Here is a 21,083-nt window from a genome sequence, read left to right on the forward strand (position 1 = left end):
ATTTTAATCTATTTTTGTCGAATTGCAAGCTCAAATCTCTGATCAGCCCTACAAAAAAGCTTTGGTTGATAACCTTCTGTTCATTTGACATAATAATTGAAACCGTTCATTCCGTTAAAGCGGCAGTGGGCGGAGAAAACAGAGGAATCTATAATAGGAGGCTTTCAATTGAAGGGGATTATTACGGTACTGGGAAAAGACAAAGTAGGAATTATTGCCAAAGTATGTACATACCTCGCAGAACACAATCTGAATATTCTGGATATTTCCCAGACGATTGTGCAGGACTATTTCAATATGATGATGATTGTGGACATTTCAGCCCCAAGCAAATCCTTTGAAGAAATCGCACGGGATCTGCAGCATGTCGGTGAAGACATCGGTGTGGAAATCAAGCTTCAGCATGAAGATATCTTCAATATTATGCACCGGATCTAGCCGGGCGGCAAAGAGAGGAACAACCATACTATGATCTCAATTGGAGAAGTGCAGGAAACCAATAAAATGATCCGGGAAATGAACCTGGACGTGCGTACGATTACCATGGGCATCAGTCTGATGGACTGCGCGCATTCGGATATGAAGATCTTTAACCGCAATGTATATGACAAAATTACCCGTTCCGCCGAGAAGCTCGTGAAGACGGGTGAGGATCTGGAGCGTCAATTCGGCGTGCCGATCGTGAACAAGCGTATTTCCGTAACTCCGATCTCAATCGCTGCCGGCGCCGTACATACCGATACTTATGTTCCTGTAGCACAGATTCTCGACAAGGCGGCCAAGGAGGTTGGCGTCAACTTTATCGGCGGTTACTCCGCACTGGTTCAGAAAGGCTGCACCAAAGGTGACCGGATTCTGATCGACAGCATCCCGGAAGCGCTGGCGGTGACGGAACGCGTCTGCTCCTCCGTGAATGTCGGCTCCTCGCGCAGCGGCATCAACATGGACGCCGTGAAGCTGATGGGCGATATTATCATCCAGACTGCACAGCGCACCAAAGACCGCGATTCCATCGGCTGCGCCAAGCTGGTCGTCTTCTGCAACGCCGTTGAGGATAATCCGTTCATGGCTGGAGCCTTCCACGGTGTCGGCGAACGGGAATGTGTCATTAATGTAGGCGTCAGCGGTCCCGGCGTAATCAAGCGGGCGCTGGAAGAGGTGAAGGGACAGGACTTCGAAACGCTGTGCGAGACCATTAAGCGTACCGCCTTCAAGGTTACCCGTGTCGGGCAGCTCGTTGCCCAGGAAGCCTCCAAGCGGCTGAATGTGCCCTTCGGCATCATCGATCTGTCGCTAGCCCCTACACCTGAAATCGGTGACTCCATCGCCGAGATCTTCCAGGTCATGGGTCTTGAAGAAGCAGGCGCTCCCGGCACCACAGCTGCGCTGGCTATTCTTAACGATAATGTCAAAAAAGGCGGGGTCATGGCCTCCTCCTATGTCGGCGGCTTAAGCGGCGCGTTCATCCCGGTCAGTGAAGACCACGGCATGATCCAGGCTGTTCAGCGCGGTGCACTGACGCTGGAGAAGCTCGAAGCAATGACTTGCGTGTGCTCCGTCGGTCTCGACATGATTGCCATTCCGGGCAGCACCAGCAAGGAGACCATCTCAGGTATCATCGCCGATGAAGCGGCGATCGGCATGGTCAATAACAAGACAACCGCGGTCCGCGTCATTCCGGTTATCGGCAAGGAAGTCGGCGAAATGGTTGAGTTCGGCGGCCTGCTGGGTTATGCACCGGTCATGGCGGTCAACCCGTTCAATTGTGCCGGATTTGTTAACCGCGGCGGACGTATCCCTGCTCCGATCCACAGCTTCAAGAACTAGGCCATCCTGATACAGACAGGATGGCCGGTTGAGCACCGCCCTTAAGAACTTAAGAACATAAAGACCCGTTACCTCTCCCGGCAGGGATGGATAGCGGGTCTTTATGTTATGCCCCGGGATTAACTCCGCGGCGTCTCGGGATGAACTGTAATACGGCTCATTTTGGCCGGGTCCATCATTAGGTAGATGTTCTGGATCTGCTCGCCGCTCCGGTCGGGAATCAGACAGATCACTCCTTTGATCTCACCCCGATGGGTGAAGATCAGGCCTGGCTCACCATTGACGATTCCATAATGCTGCTCCCATTCCCGCAGATAATGCATCACCCTGCGTGAGGTCAGCAGCGCCAGCACGCCTTTGCGGCCGGTCATCGGCCGGAGAATTGTATGCACTTCCTGTCCGCCGCCGTCAGCAACCAGCACAGGATGTTCCCCCAGCAGCTTCAGCATGCCGCCGACATCATAAGAGGTGAACGCGGCAGTGAAGCGCCGCAGCAGATTCTCTTTGACAGCTCCGTAACCGGGAGAAGGAGAAGGCGATGTAGCCGCACGCTCCGCCTGCAGTGTGCGCTTGGCCCGGCTGAAGATTTGCCGGCAGTTGCTCTCCGTCTTGCCTACCATCCCGGCAATTTCCTCGTAGTCGTACTGGAATGCCTCACGCAGCACAAATACGGCCCGCTCCGTTGGCGCCAGACGTTCCAGCAGCACCAGAAAAGCATACGATAGGCTATCCTTCCGCTCTGCCTCCGCTTCCGGACCATCATACCCTGTGCTGACCGGCTCCGGCAGCCACTCTCCGATATAGGTCTCTCTCCGGCTCCGCGCAGAATTCAGCATATTCAGGCAGCGGTTGGTTACGCCCTTGGCTACATAGGCTTTGATATTCTGGATACCGCTCCGGTCCCGGCGCTGGAGCTCAGCAAACGTATCCTGAACAGCATCCTCCGCATCCGCAACCACACCTAACATCCGGTAGGCAATGGAGAATGCATAGCCTTTATAGTTCTGATACAGCTCCTCCATACCTAAACTCCCTGCAGACGGACTCTCAGCCTCTATGCCTTCTTTATCCCGGACCTCCACGCGCTGCCCCTCCTTCACCCTTACGGCTATCTTAATTCAAGCTCAGTTGTAGCATCCGGGGAACATCCCCGTGGTAATGGCAATCCGGTTCCAGCTGTTGATCGTATTGATCGCCATAATCCAGTCTACCATTTCCTCTTCGCTGAAATGCTCCAGCACCTTGTGATACAGCTCCTGCGGAACACCTGCCTGGCTGATCAGGGTTACATGCTCGGCGAATTCCAGCAGCACCCGTTCTTTATCAGTGAATATCGGCGCTTCACGCCAGACACTCAGCAGCAGAATATGATCGGCATAGTTGCCCAGCTTCATCAGATCCTTGGCATGCATATCCAGACAGAACGCACAGCCGTTGATTTGGGAGACCCGTATTTTGACCAGTTCATACAGTACTTTATCCTTGCTGCGGCTTCCTGCATGCTGCTCCAGTGTCATCATTGCCCGGAAAGCCGGCGCGTTAACCTCACGATAATTCATTCTCAGACTCATGTCCAATCGCCTCCATTAATGTTCTACATTACTGTAGACAAGATGGGGCTGTGGTTTGTGACAGGATAGACAAAACTTATTAACTCGGATTTATAAACAAAATTAGGCGTACGATTAAAGTTAGCTCTCGGGTGGACGCTCCGTGAACAGAACGTTGTTACAATCGCTGTTGTCCCCAGATTTAATTTATTCTCCTTAGCGGTCAAAATCCGGGGACAAAGGCGACCGCTGCCGCTTTTCCGCGGGTCATTCTGTCCTCTCCGCTGTTTAAGCGGGAAAATTCCGTAAAGTGATTTAGTTCGTTTAAGCGCTCAATCTCTTAGCCCTGCGGGACGAGAACAGCCGCCAGCCGGTCAGCAACGCCGATAACAGGCAAATGCTGGACGAGGTCATGAACACAACATGCATCCCCGAGAGGAAAATGTCCGGTCGTCCTTCGATCAGTCCGGTCACCCGGTAGCCTGCCCTGCTGCTCATCACGTTGAACAGTATGGACGTAGCAACAGTGATTCCCACAACCATCCCTACATTGCGGACCAGCGAATTCACACTGCCTGCGGAGCCAAGCTGGGTACGCGGCACGGTCGACATCACCAGTGAATTATTCGGCGAGCCGAACAATCCGCTGCCAATTCCGAGCATGGCAATCCATACACCGACCAGCAGAACCGGACTGCCTTCATGCAGCCGGGCCAGCCCGAACTGGGCAATGACCATAACAATCAGCCCGGCAAAGGTCAGCAGCTCTGAACCAATCTTATCGGACAACGCCCCGCTAAGCGGCGCGACAATAACCATCGAGATCGGAAAGAGCATCAGCAGGAAGCCTGCACTGAAGGGTGACATATTCAGCATATTCTGCGCATAGAACGGCGCAATAATGTTGAAGCAGAAGTTGGAGACAAATACCAGAAAAGCACAGAAAATACTCAGCGAGAACAGCGGATTCTTAAACAGCGACAGCTGGAGCAGCGGTTGCTTGCGGCGCAGCTCTACCATCAGAAAAGCAATAAAGGTTATAGCAGCCGCGATCAGGGAGGCCAGAATCCGGTTATCCCTGTACCCAAGCTGCTGGCCAAGCAGCAGACCGGCGAATAAAGTAACAATAAAGACAGCAAACAGCATGCTGCCGGGAAGATCGATTCTGGACTTCACCCGGACCAGATCCTTCGGCAGCACCTTCCAGCCGAGCACAATCGCAATCAGTCCAATCGGAACATTTACCCAGAAAATATATTCCCAGCCCATAGTGGAAACAATGATCCCCCCGAGACTGGGTCCGGCTATACTGCCCAGTGACACGAAGGTCCCGATCAGTCCCAATGCCTTGCCCCGTTCGGTGGACGGGAAAATATCCGTAACAATCCCCTGGCTGTTCGCCATAGTCATCGAAGCTCCGACCGCCTGAACCACGCGCGCCGCAATCAGCAGCGGCAGACTGTGGCTTAGACCGCAGAACAGGGAGCCGGCGGTGAATATAATCATGCCTAATTTAAAAATCCTGATCTTCCCGGCAATATCGCCAAGCTTCCCGAAGAACAGGATGACAGTGCAGATGGCCATCAAATATCCGGTAGTCACCCATTCTACTTGAGCAACCGGCAGCTGCAGCTCCTTCACCAGCACCGGCAGCGCAATATTCACAATACTTCCGTCCAGTGTAGACATAAATGTAAATAAATTCAGGACGATTAGAATAATCCAGCGTTTCCTCTGAATCACTGCATCCTCCTGGTATGTAGCACCTATACTGCTCATCTGCAAACACCCTCTTGCGTCATATTTCAAAACTAGTTGCATGCGCAACAAAACAGCCAATCCCAGTGTACTGCAAATTAGTTGCGCACGCAACCATATTGTTGTAGTATTTGAGTCAGACGATATTTCAGTTATCCGGAAGACGTCATTATCCCCTGAAGAGGTGTCCGCCTGTGACTTCAAACAAAGAACCGATTGGCAAGCTGATCTCCCATCTGCACCGCCAGAATCAAAAAATCCTGGCCAAAGAGCTGTTGCCCTATGGTATCGGCAGCGGAGGGCAGCATAGCTTTCTTAAGCTGATTCTGAGCCACCCGGGGATCACACAGGATCAGATGACCTGTGAAATAAAATGTGATAAAGCCACCACCGCCCGCTCCGTGAAACATCTGGAGGCCTCGGGATATATCGAACGCCGGACCGATCCCAGGGACCGCCGCTCCTCCCTGCTGTACCCGACGGCCAAAGCGCTTGAATTCGCCCCAGTATTCCAGTCACTGTTAAATGATTTCAACCGCAAGCTGTCTGCAGGCCTGACCAGTGAAGAAATTGACACTCTCATTACTTTGCTCCATAAGGTCACGCGGAATTCAGATCAGCTGAACGGGCAGAATTGACAGAAGCTTCTCCAGCGGCTGTGCAAGTTATCCAGCTCAGATTAAATAGGATGTTAAAATCCGTAAAACACAGCAGAGCAACGGTTCTCCCGTCTTCCAGGGAGCCGCTGCTCTGCTGTTCGCTTATATTATAGTCTGCTTATAATCCCTACAGCAGATATATACCGTCCAGAATATAATCCCAGCTCTCCGCATCCCCCGCACGGTTCGGAATTCCCAGAGACGCAATACCGGGCAGCGGCCAGTCACGGTCAAGCACGGACTCCAGTCCATCGACACCGTTTACAATCAGAATATGGAAATCCCCGCCGGTTAAGGTGCGCAGCACAGTCTGAAGCTCACAGGCTTCCTCATACGTGCTCCCCCAGCGGATAAACAGCGCCTTCCGGCTCATCAGCAGGGTGTCCAGCAGGCGCTGGGAACGCATGTTAATTTTTTGCTTGAAATCCGGGTAGACGTGGCTCCACTCCAGCCCCTCCAGTACCGGAAAGTCATGCACTGAAATTACATTATAATAAAAGTCCTTCACAAAATAGGATTTGACCGGCTGGACGACTTCATTGTCCACAAACACATCATTGCCATCGATCACACCCATATTCGGGAGCTCCATATACCCCGAGAAACGCTGGCCCAGCAGCCGGTTCACATCCGTAAGCGATAACGACACCACCCAGTCCAGCGGCGATGAAAATACCCGGAGGCCTCTGCGGCGCAAATGGGCTGCAGGCTCGCATGAGCTTCCCAGACTGACAATGCAATCATATCCTCCCCTGATTTCCTCAAATTTCATCCGCGCTCACCTCTCACCCTTATTTCTATATTAAATGCCGCCGGTAATTGAAATGTTTGGATCATAGATGAGGAATGTTTTGCAGAGTCTGGTGAAACAGGTTAGAATGTAATCCAATATGAAAACCATGTAATTTCAGAAAGGATGCCAAGATCATGCCGATTGCCAATGTTAAAGAACATTTTCGTAAATTCTCCCGCGAGCAGGATGTACAGGAGTTTGCTGCCTCCAGCGCTACTGTAGAGATGGCAGCCGCTGTGATTGGCGTCATTCCGGCAAGAATTGCCAAAACCCTCTCCTTCCGCGGTGCACAGGAAGATGCCATACTCATCGTTGCGGCTGGAGATGCCAAAATTGACAACAAGAAATTCCGCGAGACCTTCGGGTTCAAGGCACGGATGCTAAGTCCGGATGAAGTCCTGGAACAGACCGGACATGAGATCGGCGGGGTTTGTCCCTTCGGGCTGGCCCGTCCGCTGGATGTATATCTGGATGAGTCCATGAAGCGGTTCAGCACGCTTTTCCCGGCCTGCGGGAGCACCAATTCCGCCATTGAACTAACCTGCGCTGAACTTGCCGAGTACTCCGGAAGCCGGGCCTGGGTCGATGTCTGCAAAGGCTGGAAGGAAGAACCTACAACATTTCAGATCGGAGACAACACCTGATTATGAAACACGCTGTAACCAAAACTGTACCTTCACCAGGCAAGGATCGTTTCCCGTTATCCCTGCTGGTCCTTACACTTGGAGCCTTCGCCATCGGCATGACCGAATTCATCATTATGGGGCTGCTGCCCAATGTCGCCAGTGATCTCGACGTAACCATCTCCCAGGCCGGCCAGCTGATTACAAGCTATGCGCTGGGCGTAGCCATCGGAGCTCCTGTGCTGACTGTCTTCACCCACCGGCTGCCGCAGAAAAAGCTGCTCGTCATCCTCATGGGTATTTTCATCTTCGGCAACGCCGTATCCGTTATAGCGCCTACCTATCCGCTGCTGATTATTGCCCGGGTATTGACCGCCTTCGCCCACGGAACCTTCCTCGGGGTCGGGACGATTATCGCTTCCCGGCTGGTCCGGCCGGAGAAACGGGCAGGCGCCGTGTCTATTGTACTGGCCGGGCTTACGGTCGCCAATATCATTGGTGTACCGTTCGGAACCTTCATCGGACAGCAGCTTGGCTGGAGGGCTTCCTTCGGCGCCATCACCGTGCTGGGCATTATCTCCCTCTTTGGGATTATCCGCTTCATTCCTGTCATTGTTCAGGAGCAGACAGCCAATCTTGCCGAGCAGGTGCGCGGGCTGATGAACCCCAAGGTACTGCTAATTCTGCTTACGGGAGCGCTGGGCTGCGGAAGCCTGTTCGCTTTGTTCACCTATATCACGCCAATTCTTGAAGACATTACCGGCTTCGCCGAGCATAGTGTCACCTGGATTCTGGTATTGTTCGGAGTTGGCGTTACCCTTGGCAATATCGCCGGCGGCAAGCTGGCCGACTGGAAGCTGATGCCTTCCCTGATCGTCAACTTCGCCGTGCTGGCCGGCATTATCGCATTATTCCCGCTGACGCTGCATCACCCGGTCCTTGCCGTTGCCAACGTCTTTCTCTGGGGGATCGCCGCATTCGGAATTATGCCCGGCATTCAGCTGCGGATCATGAATCTGGCACATAAAGCACCGCTGCTGGCCACCACCTCCAGCCACTCGGCGCTGAATTTGGGGAATGCCGCCGGAGCTTATCTCGGCGGGGTGACCATTAACACACTGGGAATCGCCACGATTCCGTGGCTGGCCTCGGGCCTTGCCGTTCTGGCCCTGTGCGGAGCATGGCTCAGCTATCGCTCCACCCGGGCGAATCGGGCGGAGCATGGACTCGCTGCTGAGATCGGCAAAACTGCCTGAGGAAGCCGCGGCTTTGCCATGATAAAGTCTGCCTGAACATTGCTAAGGCCGGAGTCCTGTGAAGGGCCCCGGCCTTATTTCTGCTACCTGCATCTTTTGCACATATGCTGATCCCTGTTCACCGTTTCCTCTTTACGATTCTTGTTCACTGGCTGCTGCTGTTATCCTGCTTACTCTCGGCCTCCCGGATGTTCACAATTTGCGTGACCTCCCGCGTGATTTGTCCGCCGCCCATGCTCATCCATTTCACGGTGAATTCATCAAAAGAGCTCAGCGGCGCATCGCCGACGATAATGTTAAGGAACGTCTCACTCTCCAGCTTCTGCAGCGCCGGCCACTTCGCCGCCATATGCATCGTACTTCCGTAATACACGCTGCGCACTCCCTCAACGGCTGTTGTGGACAACACGGCCACCCCGTATTTGTAGGCGTTGGCCGCCTTCCAGCCCTCCAGATTCTTCTTCGGCTGCTCTTCCTCCGCCAGCCAGCGGTCATAGATCAGCCGGGTATCGGGATCGAGCGCATCCGGGTCGATCTTGCCGTGCAGCGCCTGCTGAATATCCGCATAATGCTTCTCAATGGCATCGCTATAATCAATCAGCAGATCGAACGGGTAATAGGCCCGCGGCTGAATACCGGTCTGCGCTGCGAAATCATCCAGCTTCCCGACCTCCTCCACGTTCGGATCACGTCTTCTTTCCAGCCGGGTGAACACATTCAGCAGCTTCACTACAGCCTCGGGATGCTCGTATCCTTTGCGGACAACCAGATACCGGTCCGTGACCGGGGCTATATGGGCTACGAATTTGCCGGACTCATCCAGCGGTGCGGCGTAGGCCCGCCATTCGGCTTTGGTATCCTGGGCAACCGCTTCCGACAACGGATAGAAGGGCATCCACCAGGGCCCGAAGAAAATTCCGGCTTTGCCGGCAATAATCGGCTCCTGGGTTTCTTTGTACAGCGCAAACTCAGGATCAATTAATCCCTGTTTGTACCATGCGGCGAGCTGGCCCAGCGCTTTGCGTGTCTCCGGGGTAACCGAACCATAGACTACGTTACCGCTGCTGTCCTTAATCCAGTTGGTCGGGAAGGAATGAAAGGCGCTGAACACTGCGTCCAGACCGTTCACATACGGTTTGGTCCCGTACACAATATTCTTGTAGGCGCTAATGCCCACGGTATCACGCTTGCCGTTGCCGTCCGGGTCCTTGTCGATAAAAGCTCTGGCGATCGCCTCAATATCCCCAAGCGTTCGCGGAGCCGGCAGCTCCAGCCGGTCCAGCCAGTCCTGGCGGACCCACAGCAGGGAGGTCGAATCTGCATGAATGGCTACATTCGGCAGTCCGTACAATCTTCCGCCCCGCTGCGCATCGGCTAGAGCTTCGCCATGCGTAGAATCGTACATATCCTTGATCAGTCCGGAGCCGTACTGCTCATACGTATCGGTCAGATCCTCAATCATGTCGCTTGATATCAGCTTGCTGAGCTGATCCCGGTCCACCACCATCGCATCCGGCAGATCATTGCTGTCTATGGCCAGCTGCGCTTTTTGTGTAAACGGCTCTTCGCCTTTCGCTTCCCAGGAATGAATGACTCTGATGTTCGTCAGGCTCTCCAGATAGCGGGAGATCGGATTATTATCATTGCTGTCGCCTGTAGTCAGCCGGGAATCCGGCACCTTGAAGCCGATCCGCATCACGACTGGCTCCTCATACCGGCCGTAAGCAGCGGCATCGGCGGCATTAGCGGCTGGCACTGCCCGTTCCGCAGGCTCCCCTGCACCGCTGCTGCGGCAGGCGGACAGACTGAGCAGCAGCAAAAGAGGCAGGGAATATCTCATGACCCGGTTCACCGCTCCCCCATCCCTTCAGCACGGTATTCACTGGGCAGCTTGCCTACATGCTCACGGAACAGCCTGCTGAAATAGCGGTCATCCTCAAAGCCGGACCGGCAGGCAATTTCGCAGACCGGCGCATGGGTATCGCGCAGCAGGGATTTGGCCAGCTCCAGCCGCATGCTCCGCAGACTATCCCCGAAGGTCTCCCCGGCAAAGCGGGCAAAGCACTGGCTGAAATAGCCGCGGCTCATATTAATGGCGGCGGCTACATCGCCCTGATTGATTTTATCCCCGGCATGGCTTTTCATATAGTTCACAGCGCTGATCAGGCAGAACATCACTTCTTTGCTCATGCCCAGCTCAATCATCCGCTGCTGAACCTGACCGGAGAACTGGCGCAGCCAGCTTTTCCACTGGCACCAGCTCCGGTTGCGTTGTGCCGATAGTGCAAGCTCTGCCGCCTCCTCCGGCTTCATCAGCAGCCCGCTCCAGCTCTGCAGCAGCTCCCTTCCAAACTCAGCAATCGCCTCCTGGCGCGGCTGCCGGGACAGAATGGCTGCGTTGAAGTCTTCCCAGGCTCCCCGCTCAAGCGTCCACCGTAGATTCAGAGCACGCACCAGCGGCTCCGGTTCCTCTGCAGCGGCAGCGGGACGATGCCTTCCGGCAACCGTTTTGAGTTCACCGTAGATCAGCTTCGGCAGCTCATATTCACCGGTATAATAGAACAGCGCCTGCGGAACCGTCCGTTCCAGAACCTCCTCCAGCTCCTTCAGCGGCTGATCACGCACGCCTTCCACAAGTACAGCTGCCCAGCCTGCTCCAAGCACGGCCGCCAGCTCACGGCGGATTTCTTCCACGGCCACACGGCAGGGAAGCGGGGTCATCCACAGGTTCTGGAATGAGATCAGCGGATGGTTCTTGACCAGTGACAGTTCAAACAGCTCCGCTTCCTTCCCTTCAGGCTCCAGGGGCAGATAGAGCAGAGCCTTGTCTGCAGACATAACCTTCAGTTCGCCGGATACCAGGGCGCCCCGGTTGCCGTCCTCCCACCTGATCCGCTCCACCAGCCTGCGGATGGTTTCGTCGGCATTCTCCACCTCCAGCAGCGTTTTCACAATATAATCGACTGCTCCAAGCCGCAGTGCCTCCTGCACATAATCGAATTCATGGTGGCAGGTGAGCACCACACAGCGGACAGCCGGAAACCGCAGCCTGACCTGGCGGATCAGCTCGAACCCTGTCATCCCCGGCATTGTAAGATCCACGAACAGCAGATCCGTCTCCTGCTGGCGGAGCAGCTCCAGTGCAGCATTGCCGTCTCCGGCTTCACCGGTGATCACCACCCCGAAGGACGGCCAGTCAATCAGCGAGATGAAGCCTTTGCGCACCAGCCGCTCGTCATCCACGACCACAGCTTTAATCATTGAAGTCCTCCTTGCTCATAATGGGTATGATGATGGATACCGTTGTCCCGCCGCTCTCCCCGCTGAGAATATCCAGGCTCATCTGCTCCCCGTAATACACGCGCAGCATCCGCATCACATAAGCGAAGCCGATGCCAAGCCCCCGTCTCCGTACGGTCTCCTCCGCAAGCAGCTCCTCAATCTTCGCCTGATCCATTCCCGCACCGTTGTCCTTTACGATGAGCTGCACTTCATTCGTACCGTGCGCGGTAATGATTACATCGACCTTGCCGTTGTCACTCAGTCCGTGATAGATGGAGTTCTCGACCAGCGGCTGCAGCAGGAACCGGGGAACCGCAGCGGACAGCACCTCCGGATCGGCCTCTACATTGAACTCGAATTCATAATCGTAACGGATGCGCTGCAGCTCCATATAATTACGGATCGCTTCAATCTCCTCCCCGATGGTGACGATGATGCTCTGCTTGCCGAGGTTATAATGCAGCACCTTCACCAGCAGGGTAACCAGCTTGTCAATCTCCTTCTGTCCGTTCAGCCGGGCGAGCCACTGCACCGTATTGAGCGTATTATGCAGGAAATGCGGATTGATCTGGCTGAGCAGCTTCTCAATCTCGAACTGGCTTTTCTGCTTCTCATTGCGGGCCACAGCCAGAATCAGCTCATTCACCTGATCCTTCATCTGCTGGAAATTGCTCAAGACAGAATCGAATTCCTCCACATTCGTGAATGCTACCGGCGTGGTGACATTCTCCGCCATGCGGATAATTTCGAGATTGACCTTGCGCAGCGGACCATAGACCCTTCTCCAGATCAGCCAGGCCAGAAATCCTGCGAACAGGAGGGTGAACAGCGCCAGCAGAATCATTTTGTAGATCCAGGTGTAAATCTCGCTGTTGAACACCGACCGTTTGACCACGGCTACAAGCTTCCAGCCCTGCGGACTCTCATAGCGGAACAAATGATAGCCATTCAGCACCTCATGCGCAGATCCGCCGCTCCGGCCGGCCTGTTGCACAATCCTTTCCGGCACTTCACCGTCAATGACATGAGTAAGGGTGCCGCTCTGATTCACCAGGAGATGATTAACCTTCATTCCGTAGGCTTCCTGATTGAAAATTTTGCGCAGCAGACTGTAATTCGTCTCCAGATAGATATACAGCTCATGCTGTCCGCTCACCCGTACGATCCGCCGCTCCGAGAAGACCACATTATCACCGACAGCATACATCGTGCCATGCGGACCGTAATAATCAGCCCCGTTATAGCGCATGAACGAAGGCAGGCTGCTGAGATCGAAGCCCCTTCGCGTACTCATGTTGGTGAACAGCACCGGATCATCACTGTCAGGCATGATATAGGCGGTCAGCCCGATATAGGGATTGGTGAAGTTGACCAGGTTGATCTTCTGATTGATCGAATTCATCATTTGCGACTTGCGGTAGATCTGCTTCTCCTGCAGAAAAGAAGACATCTCCTCCACAATCTGTCCGTCCAGCGCAAACTGCTTGGAGGCGAAATCCAGATTGTCGATGGCATTCTCCAGGCTCAGCGCTTCCTGGCGCAGACTGGCACTGATGCCGCTGCCGATTTTGCCGGACAGTATGGAATAGATGGAAGTGTAGGATATGAAGCCGACAATCAGCAGCGGCAGCAGCGTACCGATCAGCAAATAAATCACCAAAGTAGTCCGCAGGGACTTCCCCTTCGGCGGATGGCCTGCTTGCTTCTTTCCAGGCATGGGCCGGACCTCATCTCTTAATGAAAGCGTTTCAATATATAGAATCAGAATACCAGATTTTTCTTGTTCTGAAAATAAGAAGGCAGAACAGCCCGGTCGCTGCCCTGCCTATTCCCTATCCGCTGCCGCTTACTTCACACTTTTGCGGGCTTCGAACAGCTCTTCCGCTTTCTTCACCGAGAAGTCCATCACGTCCTGATAGCCGAGACCGTTAACTTTGTCATGCAATTCTTTGTTCAGCTTATCGAATTCCGCCTGATTTTTGGCGAAGACCATCTTCCAGGAGATCTGTTGGATCACAGTACCAATCTGCTTGTTTTTCTGCTCCAGCGTTTTGTCCATGGTCAGCGGCTCTTTGCCGGTGAAGCCCTGAGGAGCTACGGCGAGCAGATTATTTTTCTCAAAATATTCCTTGGCCGTAAGCACGCCCATCTTCGCTCTCCAGTCACTGTCGAGCTTCGACGGATTGCGTTCCAGTGTGGTCTGCCACAGATTGTGGTCATACGGCTCATTCGTAGCCGGATTCACCATCGCCGGAACCACGAAGGAGAAGTTCATCTGATTCGAGCCGTAATAGTAGTCGCCGCCGCCGTATTCCTCGGGAACCTGCGTGTTCTGCTGATCGGCATAAGCCTTCCAGCCGAAGTCGGTCACGACCGGCTTGCCGCTGCTGTCAATATCCCAGGCCAGTCCCTGCGGTCCATTGGAGACTGCCGTCCCGCTGCCTGCCGAGATCATTGCGCCTTCCGGTGTGTACATCCAGTTGATGAACTCCATGATACGTGCCGGCTCTTTGGCCTTGGCGCCGATGGCGATAATTCCGTTGCCGCCGTATACGTTGAAGCCTGTGGAGTACATCAGCTCATCCTTGAACGGTACAAGCGCGAACCCTTTGCCTTCTGCGGTTCTCTCCGGTGTATTGTAGTTGGCTGCGCCCAGCCACGGGAACCAGGAGAAGAGCAGACGCCCATCCTTGTATTTCGCTACCACATCATCGAACTTCTGGGTAAGCGAGTCCGGGTCAAGCAGGCCCATCTGATTCGCTTCGAAGTAGAGCTTCAGTGATTTCATATACCAGCTGTCCTCGGAGAGGAAATCATAGTACTTCTCTTCATCCGCTTTGACATACAGCGCGGTATCCGCGATTTCGTCATAGCCCATCATGTTGGCGAATTGCTTCGCCAGCGTCATTTTATAGTTGCCGTCCCAGTCGGACCACAGTGAGAACGCATAGGTTTTCTTTCCCTGCTCATTCTTCGGCTCCAGCTCCTGCATCTGCTTCAGCACCGGGAGATAGTCCTCGATCTTGCTGATTTCAGGCGCACCGAGCTGCTGATACAGGTCCCAGCGCAGGTCGGGTCCCCAGGTCATGTCCTTGCCCTCGGAAGGTCCCGACGGGTTGGTTGCCACGTTATTGCCGATACCGAAGACGGAGCTTCCGCCGCCAAAGGCCACTTTAGCCTTCTCTACCGCTTTGGGGAACTGCTTCACGATATCCGCGCCGTATTTGTCCAGCAGGCCGTCCTGCGTCCAATCCAGCAGCAGCTTGCCTTTGATCGCGTTCGGATAATGATTCTTATCATCCCCGAAGATGATGACATCGCCGAGGTCACCGGAGGCCATCATGGCTGAGATTTTGGTGTCCCCGCCGGTCAGGTTGGAGGCGACAATATCCAGCTCAATGTTGAATTTGTCTTTGATGACTTTGGCGAACCAGCCGATTTGCGGTCCGGCGTAATTGGCCGTTGTCGAGAATACGGTCAGCTTGAGCGGCTTGGAATGGTCCAGCGCCCCGTCTGCCGGAGCCGCTGTCGCCTCTGTGCCGGTGGCTGGCGTGGCTTCGGCCGCCGGCTTATCCGTGCTGGCCGCCGTGCCCGAATTGCCTGAATTTCCGTTGCCTCCGCCGCAGGCTGCCAGAACCAGCACCATTATCGTGCTTAGCAGAAGTAGCGATACTTGTCTAAATCTGAATCTCATTGCTTCATACCCCCTGATATATTAGTTCGGTCAGCCTTTGACGGCCCCGATCATGATGCCTTTGACGAAGAAACGCTGAAAGAACGGATACACAATCAGAATCGGCAGGACTACGATCATCGTTACCGTCATCCGCACCGACGTCGGAGTCTGCATATTCTGGATGCTGGCCGCCATATCCGGTGAATTGCGGATCAGCGCGGCGAGCGAGCTGGATTCGTTCAAATACCGCCAGAGCAGGAACTGCAGCGTGTAATATTTCGTGTCGGTCATCAGGAACGCTGTATCAATGAAGGAGTTCCACTGGTTGACCGCCGAGAAAATCGTAATTGTCGCCAGAATCGGCGTGGTCAGCGGCACAATGATGCTCCAGAATACCCGCAGGTATCCAGCGCCGTCCATCGCTGCCGATTCCTCCAGGGAAGGCGGAATTGCCTCCACGAAGGTTTTGACCAGAATAATGTTGAACGGGGTAATAATCGTCGGCAGAATATAGGCCAGATAATTGTTGGTCAGATGCAGATTGTGCATCGTGATGTACCAGGGGATCAGCCCCGCGCTGAAATACATCGTGACCACAATGCTGCGGTACCAGATCTGCCGGCCCCACATTTCTTTCTTGGTAAACAGATAGCCGAGAAAAGCCGATGCCCCAACCGTCAGGAACGTGCCGACTACTGTTCTGTAGACCGAGACCAGTGCCGCGTGGCTTAGCCCGCTGATCTTCAGCACCTTGAAGTAGTTGTCGAAATGAATCTGCCGCGGATAGAACTTGATATACCCTCCGGCGCTTAGATCATTGGAGCTAATCGTGTTAATGAACAGATAATAGAACGGATAAATACAGCTCAGGGTGAATAATCCGAAGAGCAGATAGATGATTCCCTGAAAGAGGGCATTGCCCGGTTTAAGCTTGTTCCGCATGTGGAATCACCGCCCTTAAATAATGGATTCGTCACGCACAATCTTCGAGAGGGTATTGGCCGCGAACAGCAGGATAACGCTGACCACCGACTTCAGCATGCTGACCGCCGTTGCGAACGGGAAGTTGTTGGCAAAAGCGATATTGTACACGTAGAGGTCCAGCACCTCGATCGTGTCCTTGTTCATCGCATTCTGGAAGGCGAAATACTGCTCCATTCCGTTATTCACAAAGTTACCGATCGAGAGCAGCAGCAGGACGAAGAAGGTAGGAATGATGCCGGGTACCGTGATATGCCAGATCTTGCGGAAACGGCTGGCTCCATCCACTTCCGCCGCTTCATACAGCTCCTGGTCAATTCCGGCAATGGCCGCAAGGTACAGGATCGCTCCCCAGCCCAGCGACTTCCACCAGTACCAGGCGATCATCGTGATCCAGACATGAGAGCTGGAGGCCAGGAAGTTGAAGCCTTCATCCGCGAAGCCGAACTGGACCAGCAGGTGATTCACCACGCCGCTGTCTACGGAGAACAGCGAGAAGGCCAGCGCATAGACGAGAATCCAGCTGATGAAATTCGGAATCGTGGTCAGCGTCTGCACCAGCTTGCGGTACCAGCCTGACCGGACCTCGGTCAGCAGAATGGCAAAGATTACGGGAAACACTGAGGTCACCAGCCCGAGTGAGCTCATCGCAACCGTATTCTTCAGCACCCGCAGCACCTCAGCTGTCTGAGTCGGATTAGCAACAATGGTCCTGAACCACTTCAGGCCGACAAAGGGCGTGTCCGACAGGGGAATGCCGGGAATGAAATCATAGAAGGCATAAATCCATCCGCTTATCGGCAAATAGTAGAAAATAAAAGTTACCGCCAGAAACGGAAGCGCCATGAAAAACAGCTTGTATTTGTTCTGCAGCTTCCTGTGGGGCGGCGGGGCCGGCTCCACACCATGCAGCAGTTCACCAGAGGGTACTCCCATATCGAAATCTCCTATATCCAGATTTTGTTTGCGCTTTCAGTCTAGCAGAAAGCAGCCTGCTATCAGGAGAGAGGAACGGCGCCCGGCGCGTGACAGCGGTAGGAGGCTATCGGACCATTTTCACAGCGCAGATGACCATTTTCACAGCTCAGCGGACCATTTTCTCAAACCTGCAGCCAAAAAAGATGTTGCCCATCAGCAGCACTCCTGCCGATAGACAACACCTGATCTTACCTGAATTGAATGGAGATATTCATGGTATCCATATCCAACTAGTAGAGCATCAGAACTGGAGATGTGAGTTGATGTTGATCCACTATCGCAGCATGTAATAGTTGTAAAATGTGCAATTAAAACAGCGAAAAAGCTTGCTGGCATCCTTTAACTGTATTCTGTACAACTAAATCTCCCGAATGGGTGCTAATCGTTCAACATATGGCAGTTTAATTGCACGAAATACAACTAAACGGATAACCGGTTGTAAATCAGATGTTTTAGTTGTACAAAGTACAGTTAAGTCTACCGGAGGAACTACCGTAATCAGGGTCACTGCAACCCCTCAGCAAGCGATTTACCTAAGTGTTCTCACAAGCTTAAATCTGATGTTATACTATCCGCATTAACTGCACAGCGGTTCCCCCCACGCCCTTCACACCCGCGCTTGCCCTCTACCTGATCCCAATGCGGTCCTTCACCAAGCGCAGCCTTGGCATCGGTAACTAATTCAATTTGTCCGTTCAACGGAAATCCTCCCAGCCCTTGCCTCCGCAGCGCTATTGTACTACCGGCTGCCTGCCAACATGACATACACCTGTCCAGTTCAGCATGGTATCCTTCATATAGCAGAATAATAATGACGAGGTGATCCGGTTGAAAGTTGAATGGAGAAAACAAGACAAATCTCTTTACCTGCCCGCTGCCGAACCCGCGCTGATTCAAGTGCCCGCCTATAATTATTTCTTACTGCGGGGTGAAGGCAATCCGAATGCTGCGCCTTTCGCTGAAGCCGTCGGCGTACTGTACTCCCTCTCTTATGCCATTAAGATGCTGCCCAAAAAAGGGCCGGAACCGGATGGGTATTACGACTATACGGTCTTCCCGCTGGAAGGCGTGTGGGATCTCAGCGAAGCCGGCCGTAAGAAAGCGGTCCTCGATAAAGACGAACTGGTCTACACCCTGATGATCCGGCAACCGGACTTTGTAACCCCGGAGCTTGCCGCTAAAGTGCTGGAGAAGGTCAAGCACAGCAAGCCGCATCCGCTGCTGCACAAAGCCGCCTTCGATAGCTTCGAAGACGGCCTCAGTGTACAAATGATGCATACCGGCCCCTACGATGATGAGCCGCACAGCTTCGCAAGAATGGAGCAATATTGCGCAGACCGGGAGCTGCGGCGGATATCTCATCTTCACCGGGAAATCTATATTTCGGATGCCCGCCGGGTCCAGCCGGAGAAGCTGAGAACAGTGCTGAGGTTCAAGGTATCGCGCCAGAATTAACGCAGTAATTTCACCGGATTCCGTACCGTTGCGCTCTTATGAATCTCTAGGGTATCACGGTACTCCACAGTATCGATCTCGCAGCCTGTGCCGATGATAACCCTTCCTCCACGCACAGTCTGCGCCTGCGTACTCTGCAGCTCAATCTGGTCCCCTTCAATCAGCCGGGCCTGAAAGCTCATTTTCTTGCCTTGTCCGGGCCTCAGCAAGGCTCCGGTCCGGCTGCGTTTGATAGAAATGCTGCTGCCGCCGACCGCATCCGCTCTGCAGGGTCCAAACAATCCCAGTTCGAGCTTCCCCGCATTAAGCAGTCCGCTCACCTCAATAATTCCGGTAAGCTGCAGCTCCTCTGCCTCGCAATCTCCGGTAACCATAATCCCGCCGGTTAGTTTGATATCATCTATCCGCAGCCCGCCGCCTGCCGTAAGCTGACCTTGTCCGCGCAGACTGGCTCCGTCGATCCGCCCCTTAACCTCACACTCTCCGGTAATCTTCATATGCTGCAGTCGCAGATTGCCGTCCACTTTGATCTCTCCGGTCTGGCTGAACTTCAGGCAATCCACATCCCCGGTAAATTTACATTCTCCGGTCACTTTGACATCCTTGAAATACCCGCCAACAGAACTGGAGGTCCCCAATATCTTCAGATCATTGCGCGTTACGGAATCATGCACCATTCTTCTCCTCCTTCTCCACACGGGCTCCGGGATGTACAGTCAGTCCCGTTCTATATTCGACCCGGCCGATGCTGCAGCCTTCCCCGATAATGACGGTACCGCCCCGGACCACATCCGCCGTTGTATATTCCAGATCAATATAATCGCCTTCAATGAGATTGGCGCGCAGCTCCAGTTTGAACTTGGGAATGATCCCTCCTAACAGCCTACCCCAGGCTGCGGAGCCGGTTTTGCGGATAATCAGGCTCTCCACCCCAATTTCGCCGGCCTCTGCCAAACCATGAAGCCCGAATTCTATCCGCCCTGCACTGAGCAGCCCGCCTACAGTAAATACCCCTTCACCAATCAGCTCCTCAACCTCACAATTACCCTTCAGCTTCAGCATGCCGTCCAGCTCACAGCGCTCTCCCCGCAGATTGCCGTCTCCGGTCAGCACACCGTTCAGCTTCATTACACCAGCCTGGAGGTTGCCCTTCAGTCTGAAATTACCGTTAATCTCCATCTCTTCCGCGGCAAGATCACCGTTCATCTTCATTACGCCGTCACATTTATAGGTATGCGCGCTCAGCGCTCCGTTAATCTTGCTTACGCCGTTGATATTCACCTTGTTATATTTGCCTCCGGCGGCTGTATTGACCCCATCCATCTGCAAATCCGGCAGCTCCTTCTTCTCCATTGCCAGTCCTCCCATTAGCTTAATCTTACTTTCAATTGTTCTGTCAGGTCGGCAAGACTAAGCCTGCTGACTACCCGGACTCCTTCATCGAAGGCCAGCTCTGCCCCGGACAGCGCCATCAGATAGAAACTGACCCCCATCTTCCGTACAAAAAACAGTTCCCAGTTCTTTCCCGCAAATCCCGGGGTATGCACTCCAAGTGTCAGATAGAGCCGGTCTGCTTCCTCCAGATTCAGCTCCCCCTTACTCAGCAGCAGATCTACAGTGAATAGATTCAGAATCTGCTCAAAGGTTAGCTGCATCCCTTCACTGTCCGGCCTGCCGAACCGCTCCAGGCTACTGTTCGAAACAATGTTACGTTCCCTTAGCTGCGCTACTGTTAATATGACCTGATGCTGAGACAAAGGCTCTGACAGCTTTCCAGCGAGTTCATCAAGAGAAAGATCATCTTTCTTCTGCAAAATATGCTGCACCCGCCCCAGTATTCGTTCCCGCGGGAAAAAAGTCTCTTGTCCGGTAAACGTGGACTTGCGGATGAACCATTCCTCAGGAATCAATTGTTTCCTCTTCCAGCGGTATAACTGGCCGTATGAGATGCCGGTTTCATCCAGCAGGTCCTTCTTGGATATTAGCTCCTCTTCCATACGATCACTCCTTGCGACCATCGTAACATAACACTGTTACGTTGTAAATAAACAAGCATCGCTTTCGCTTTATATACTTTCTTGAATTCATACTGAGGTTCACAGTGGAATTTGGCAGACAAGGACTGACACCCCACTCCTCCAGTTCCATAATTCTCCACCGCTTTTCACTGTCAATACAAGTTGCCGGTTAGCCGCTGCGGGACTGGCGGAATACGTCAATTTCAATTTCTTACACTTGATACGTT

At 53.6% G+C, this 21,083-nt stretch carries 20 protein-coding genes; 6 read left to right on the top strand and 14 right to left on the bottom strand.

Features of this window, described 5'->3' with window-relative positions; translation table 11 throughout:
* Positions 1–168 precede the first annotated feature (168 nt).
* Together GC101_RS06460 and GC101_RS06465 are read left to right on the top strand one after the other, a co-directional pair.
* On the top strand, positions 169–438 hold the full coding sequence (locus tag GC101_RS06460) for an ACT domain-containing protein (RefSeq protein WP_039293974.1): 270 nt from the start codon (positions 169–171) through the stop codon (positions 436–438).
* A 33-nt stretch (positions 439–471) separates the two neighbouring features.
* A complete protein-coding gene (locus GC101_RS06465) occupies positions 472–1,827 on the top strand; it encodes a PFL family protein (RefSeq protein WP_268794603.1) in 1,356 nt (451 codons plus the stop codon).
* Between the two features lie 119 nt (positions 1,828–1,946).
* On the opposite strand, the gene GC101_RS06470 is transcribed toward GC101_RS06465, so the two are convergent.
* The 3 genes from GC101_RS06470 to GC101_RS06480 all read right to left on the bottom strand — a co-directional run bounded on the left by GC101_RS06470 (position 1,947) and on the right by GC101_RS06480 (position 5,156).
* A complete protein-coding gene (locus tag GC101_RS06470) occupies positions 1,947–2,849 on the bottom strand; it encodes a sigma-70 family RNA polymerase sigma factor (protein ID WP_171716825.1) in 903 nt (300 codons plus the stop codon).
* 102 nt (positions 2,850–2,951) lie between these two features.
* Complete coding sequence (locus GC101_RS06475; protein ID WP_171716594.1) at positions 2,952–3,398, bottom strand: carboxymuconolactone decarboxylase family protein; 447 nt, start codon at positions 3,396–3,398, stop codon at positions 2,952–2,954.
* A gap of 303 nt (positions 3,399–3,701) precedes the next feature.
* Positions 3,702–5,156, bottom strand: coding sequence for an MFS transporter (locus GC101_RS06480; RefSeq protein ID WP_171716595.1), 1,455 nt, complete (start codon positions 5,154–5,156; stop codon positions 3,702–3,704).
* Positions 5,157–5,329: 173 nt separating this feature from the next.
* Between GC101_RS06480 and GC101_RS06485 the strand changes: the two genes are divergently transcribed.
* Positions 5,330–5,773 (top strand): MarR family transcriptional regulator, encoded by a 444-nt coding sequence (locus GC101_RS06485; protein WP_171716596.1) that lies wholly within the window; start codon positions 5,330–5,332, stop codon positions 5,771–5,773.
* A gap of 148 nt (positions 5,774–5,921) precedes the next feature.
* Here GC101_RS06485 and GC101_RS06490 read toward each other — a convergent pair whose 3' ends face one another.
* Positions 5,922–6,566, bottom strand: a complete 645-nt coding sequence (locus tag GC101_RS06490) for a DUF1796 family putative cysteine peptidase (RefSeq protein WP_171716597.1) — start codon at positions 6,564–6,566, stop codon at positions 5,922–5,924.
* 155 nt (positions 6,567–6,721) lie between these two features.
* Here GC101_RS06490 and GC101_RS06495 point away from each other — a divergent pair, with 155 nt between their 5' ends.
* Together GC101_RS06495 and GC101_RS06500 are read left to right on the top strand one after the other, a co-directional pair.
* Complete coding sequence (locus GC101_RS06495) at positions 6,722–7,231, top strand: YbaK/EbsC family protein (RefSeq protein WP_171716598.1); 510 nt, start codon at positions 6,722–6,724, stop codon at positions 7,229–7,231.
* A gap of 2 nt (positions 7,232–7,233) precedes the next feature.
* On the top strand, positions 7,234–8,466 hold the full coding sequence (locus GC101_RS06500) for an MFS transporter (protein WP_171716599.1): 1,233 nt from the start codon (positions 7,234–7,236) through the stop codon (positions 8,464–8,466).
* Between the two features lie 145 nt (positions 8,467–8,611).
* On the opposite strand, the gene GC101_RS06505 is transcribed toward GC101_RS06500, so the two are convergent.
* The 7 genes from GC101_RS06505 to GC101_RS06535 all read right to left on the bottom strand — a co-directional run bounded on the left by GC101_RS06505 (position 8,612) and on the right by GC101_RS06535 (position 18,082).
* A complete protein-coding gene (locus GC101_RS06505) occupies positions 8,612–10,318 on the bottom strand; it encodes a type 2 periplasmic-binding domain-containing protein (RefSeq protein ID WP_171716600.1) in 1,707 nt (568 codons plus the stop codon).
* The gene (locus tag GC101_RS06510; protein WP_171716601.1) at positions 10,315–11,727 is read right to left on the bottom strand and encodes a response regulator transcription factor; all 1,413 of its coding nucleotides are present in this window, start codon (positions 11,725–11,727) and stop codon (positions 10,315–10,317) included. Before GC101_RS06510 ends, GC101_RS06505 begins: the two co-directional genes overlap by 4 nt.
* Entirely contained in the window at positions 11,720–13,465 is a 1,746-nt protein-coding gene (locus GC101_RS06515; RefSeq protein ID WP_171716602.1) for a sensor histidine kinase, read from the bottom strand. Before GC101_RS06515 ends, GC101_RS06510 begins: the two co-directional genes overlap by 8 nt.
* A gap of 129 nt (positions 13,466–13,594) precedes the next feature.
* The gene (locus GC101_RS06520) at positions 13,595–15,442 is read right to left on the bottom strand and encodes a type 2 periplasmic-binding domain-containing protein (RefSeq protein ID WP_171716603.1); all 1,848 of its coding nucleotides are present in this window, start codon (positions 15,440–15,442) and stop codon (positions 13,595–13,597) included.
* A gap of 30 nt (positions 15,443–15,472) precedes the next feature.
* Positions 15,473–16,366, bottom strand: a complete 894-nt coding sequence (locus GC101_RS06525; RefSeq protein ID WP_171716604.1) for a carbohydrate ABC transporter permease — start codon at positions 16,364–16,366, stop codon at positions 15,473–15,475.
* A gap of 15 nt (positions 16,367–16,381) precedes the next feature.
* Positions 16,382–17,341, bottom strand: coding sequence for an ABC transporter permease (locus tag GC101_RS06530; protein ID WP_171716605.1), 960 nt, complete (start codon positions 17,339–17,341; stop codon positions 16,382–16,384).
* A 585-nt stretch (positions 17,342–17,926) separates the two neighbouring features.
* Positions 17,927–18,082, bottom strand: coding sequence for a hypothetical protein (locus GC101_RS06535; RefSeq protein WP_171716606.1), 156 nt, complete (start codon positions 18,080–18,082; stop codon positions 17,927–17,929).
* A gap of 129 nt (positions 18,083–18,211) precedes the next feature.
* Here GC101_RS06535 and GC101_RS06540 point away from each other — a divergent pair, with 129 nt between their 5' ends.
* Entirely contained in the window at positions 18,212–18,838 is a 627-nt protein-coding gene (locus tag GC101_RS06540; protein ID WP_171716607.1) for a GyrI-like domain-containing protein, read from the top strand.
* On the opposite strand, the gene GC101_RS06545 is transcribed toward GC101_RS06540, so the two are convergent.
* The 3 genes from GC101_RS06545 to GC101_RS06555 are packed head-to-tail and all read right to left on the bottom strand — an operon-like array spanning position 18,835 to position 20,835.
* A complete protein-coding gene (locus GC101_RS06545; RefSeq protein ID WP_171716608.1) occupies positions 18,835–19,515 on the bottom strand; it encodes a JHBP domain-containing protein in 681 nt (226 codons plus the stop codon). The two genes, GC101_RS06540 and GC101_RS06545, sit on opposite strands and share 4 nt — an antisense overlap.
* Complete coding sequence (locus GC101_RS06550; RefSeq protein ID WP_171716609.1) at positions 19,505–20,191, bottom strand: hypothetical protein; 687 nt, start codon at positions 20,189–20,191, stop codon at positions 19,505–19,507. The genes GC101_RS06545 and GC101_RS06550 overlap by 11 nt, the downstream gene beginning before the upstream one ends.
* Positions 20,192–20,205: 14 nt before the next feature.
* The gene (locus tag GC101_RS06555) at positions 20,206–20,835 is read right to left on the bottom strand and encodes a YhbD family protein (RefSeq protein ID WP_171716610.1); all 630 of its coding nucleotides are present in this window, start codon (positions 20,833–20,835) and stop codon (positions 20,206–20,208) included.
* Positions 20,836–21,083: the final 248 nt, after the last annotated feature.

This window comes from Paenibacillus phytohabitans (genome assembly GCF_013141775.1).
Classification (GTDB): Bacteria; Bacillota; Bacilli; order Paenibacillales; family Paenibacillaceae; genus Paenibacillus_AQ; species Paenibacillus_AQ phytohabitans.

Bases quoted from the DNA above. Each gene is read 5' to 3' on its own strand.
- GC101_RS06550 (WP_171716609.1), bottom strand. From the start codon at position 20,191: ATGGAGAAGAAGGAGCTGCCGGATTTGCAGATGGATGGGGTCAATACA.
- GC101_RS06475 (WP_171716594.1), bottom strand. From the start codon at position 3,398: ATGAGTCTGAGAATGAATTATCGTGAGGTTAACGCGCCGGCTTTCCGG.
- GC101_RS06490 (WP_171716597.1), bottom strand. From the start codon at position 6,566: ATGAAATTTGAGGAAATCAGGGGAGGATATGATTGCATTGTCAGTCTG.
- GC101_RS06480 (WP_171716595.1), bottom strand. From the start codon at position 5,156: ATGAGCAGTATAGGTGCTACATACCAGGAGGATGCAGTGATTCAGAGG.
- GC101_RS06520 (WP_171716603.1), bottom strand. From the start codon at position 15,442: ATGAGATTCAGATTTAGACAAGTATCGCTACTTCTGCTAAGCACGATA.
- GC101_RS06470 (WP_171716825.1), bottom strand. From the start codon at position 2,849: ATGGAGGAGCTGTATCAGAACTATAAAGGCTATGCATTCTCCATTGCC.
- GC101_RS06495 (WP_171716598.1), top strand. From the start codon at position 6,722: ATGCCGATTGCCAATGTTAAAGAACATTTTCGTAAATTCTCCCGCGAG.
- GC101_RS06525 (WP_171716604.1), bottom strand. From the start codon at position 16,366: ATGCGGAACAAGCTTAAACCGGGCAATGCCCTCTTTCAGGGAATCATC.
- GC101_RS06500 (WP_171716599.1), top strand. From the start codon at position 7,234: ATGAAACACGCTGTAACCAAAACTGTACCTTCACCAGGCAAGGATCGT.
- GC101_RS06510 (WP_171716601.1), bottom strand. From the start codon at position 11,727: ATGATTAAAGCTGTGGTCGTGGATGACGAGCGGCTGGTGCGCAAAGGC.
- GC101_RS06555 (WP_171716610.1), bottom strand. From the start codon at position 20,835: ATGGAAGAGGAGCTAATATCCAAGAAGGACCTGCTGGATGAAACCGGC.
- GC101_RS06515 (WP_171716602.1), bottom strand. From the start codon at position 13,465: ATGCCTGGAAAGAAGCAAGCAGGCCATCCGCCGAAGGGGAAGTCCCTG.
- GC101_RS06530 (WP_171716605.1), bottom strand. From the start codon at position 17,341: ATGGGAGTACCCTCTGGTGAACTGCTGCATGGTGTGGAGCCGGCCCCG.
- GC101_RS06545 (WP_171716608.1), bottom strand. From the start codon at position 19,515: ATGGTGCATGATTCCGTAACGCGCAATGATCTGAAGATATTGGGGACC.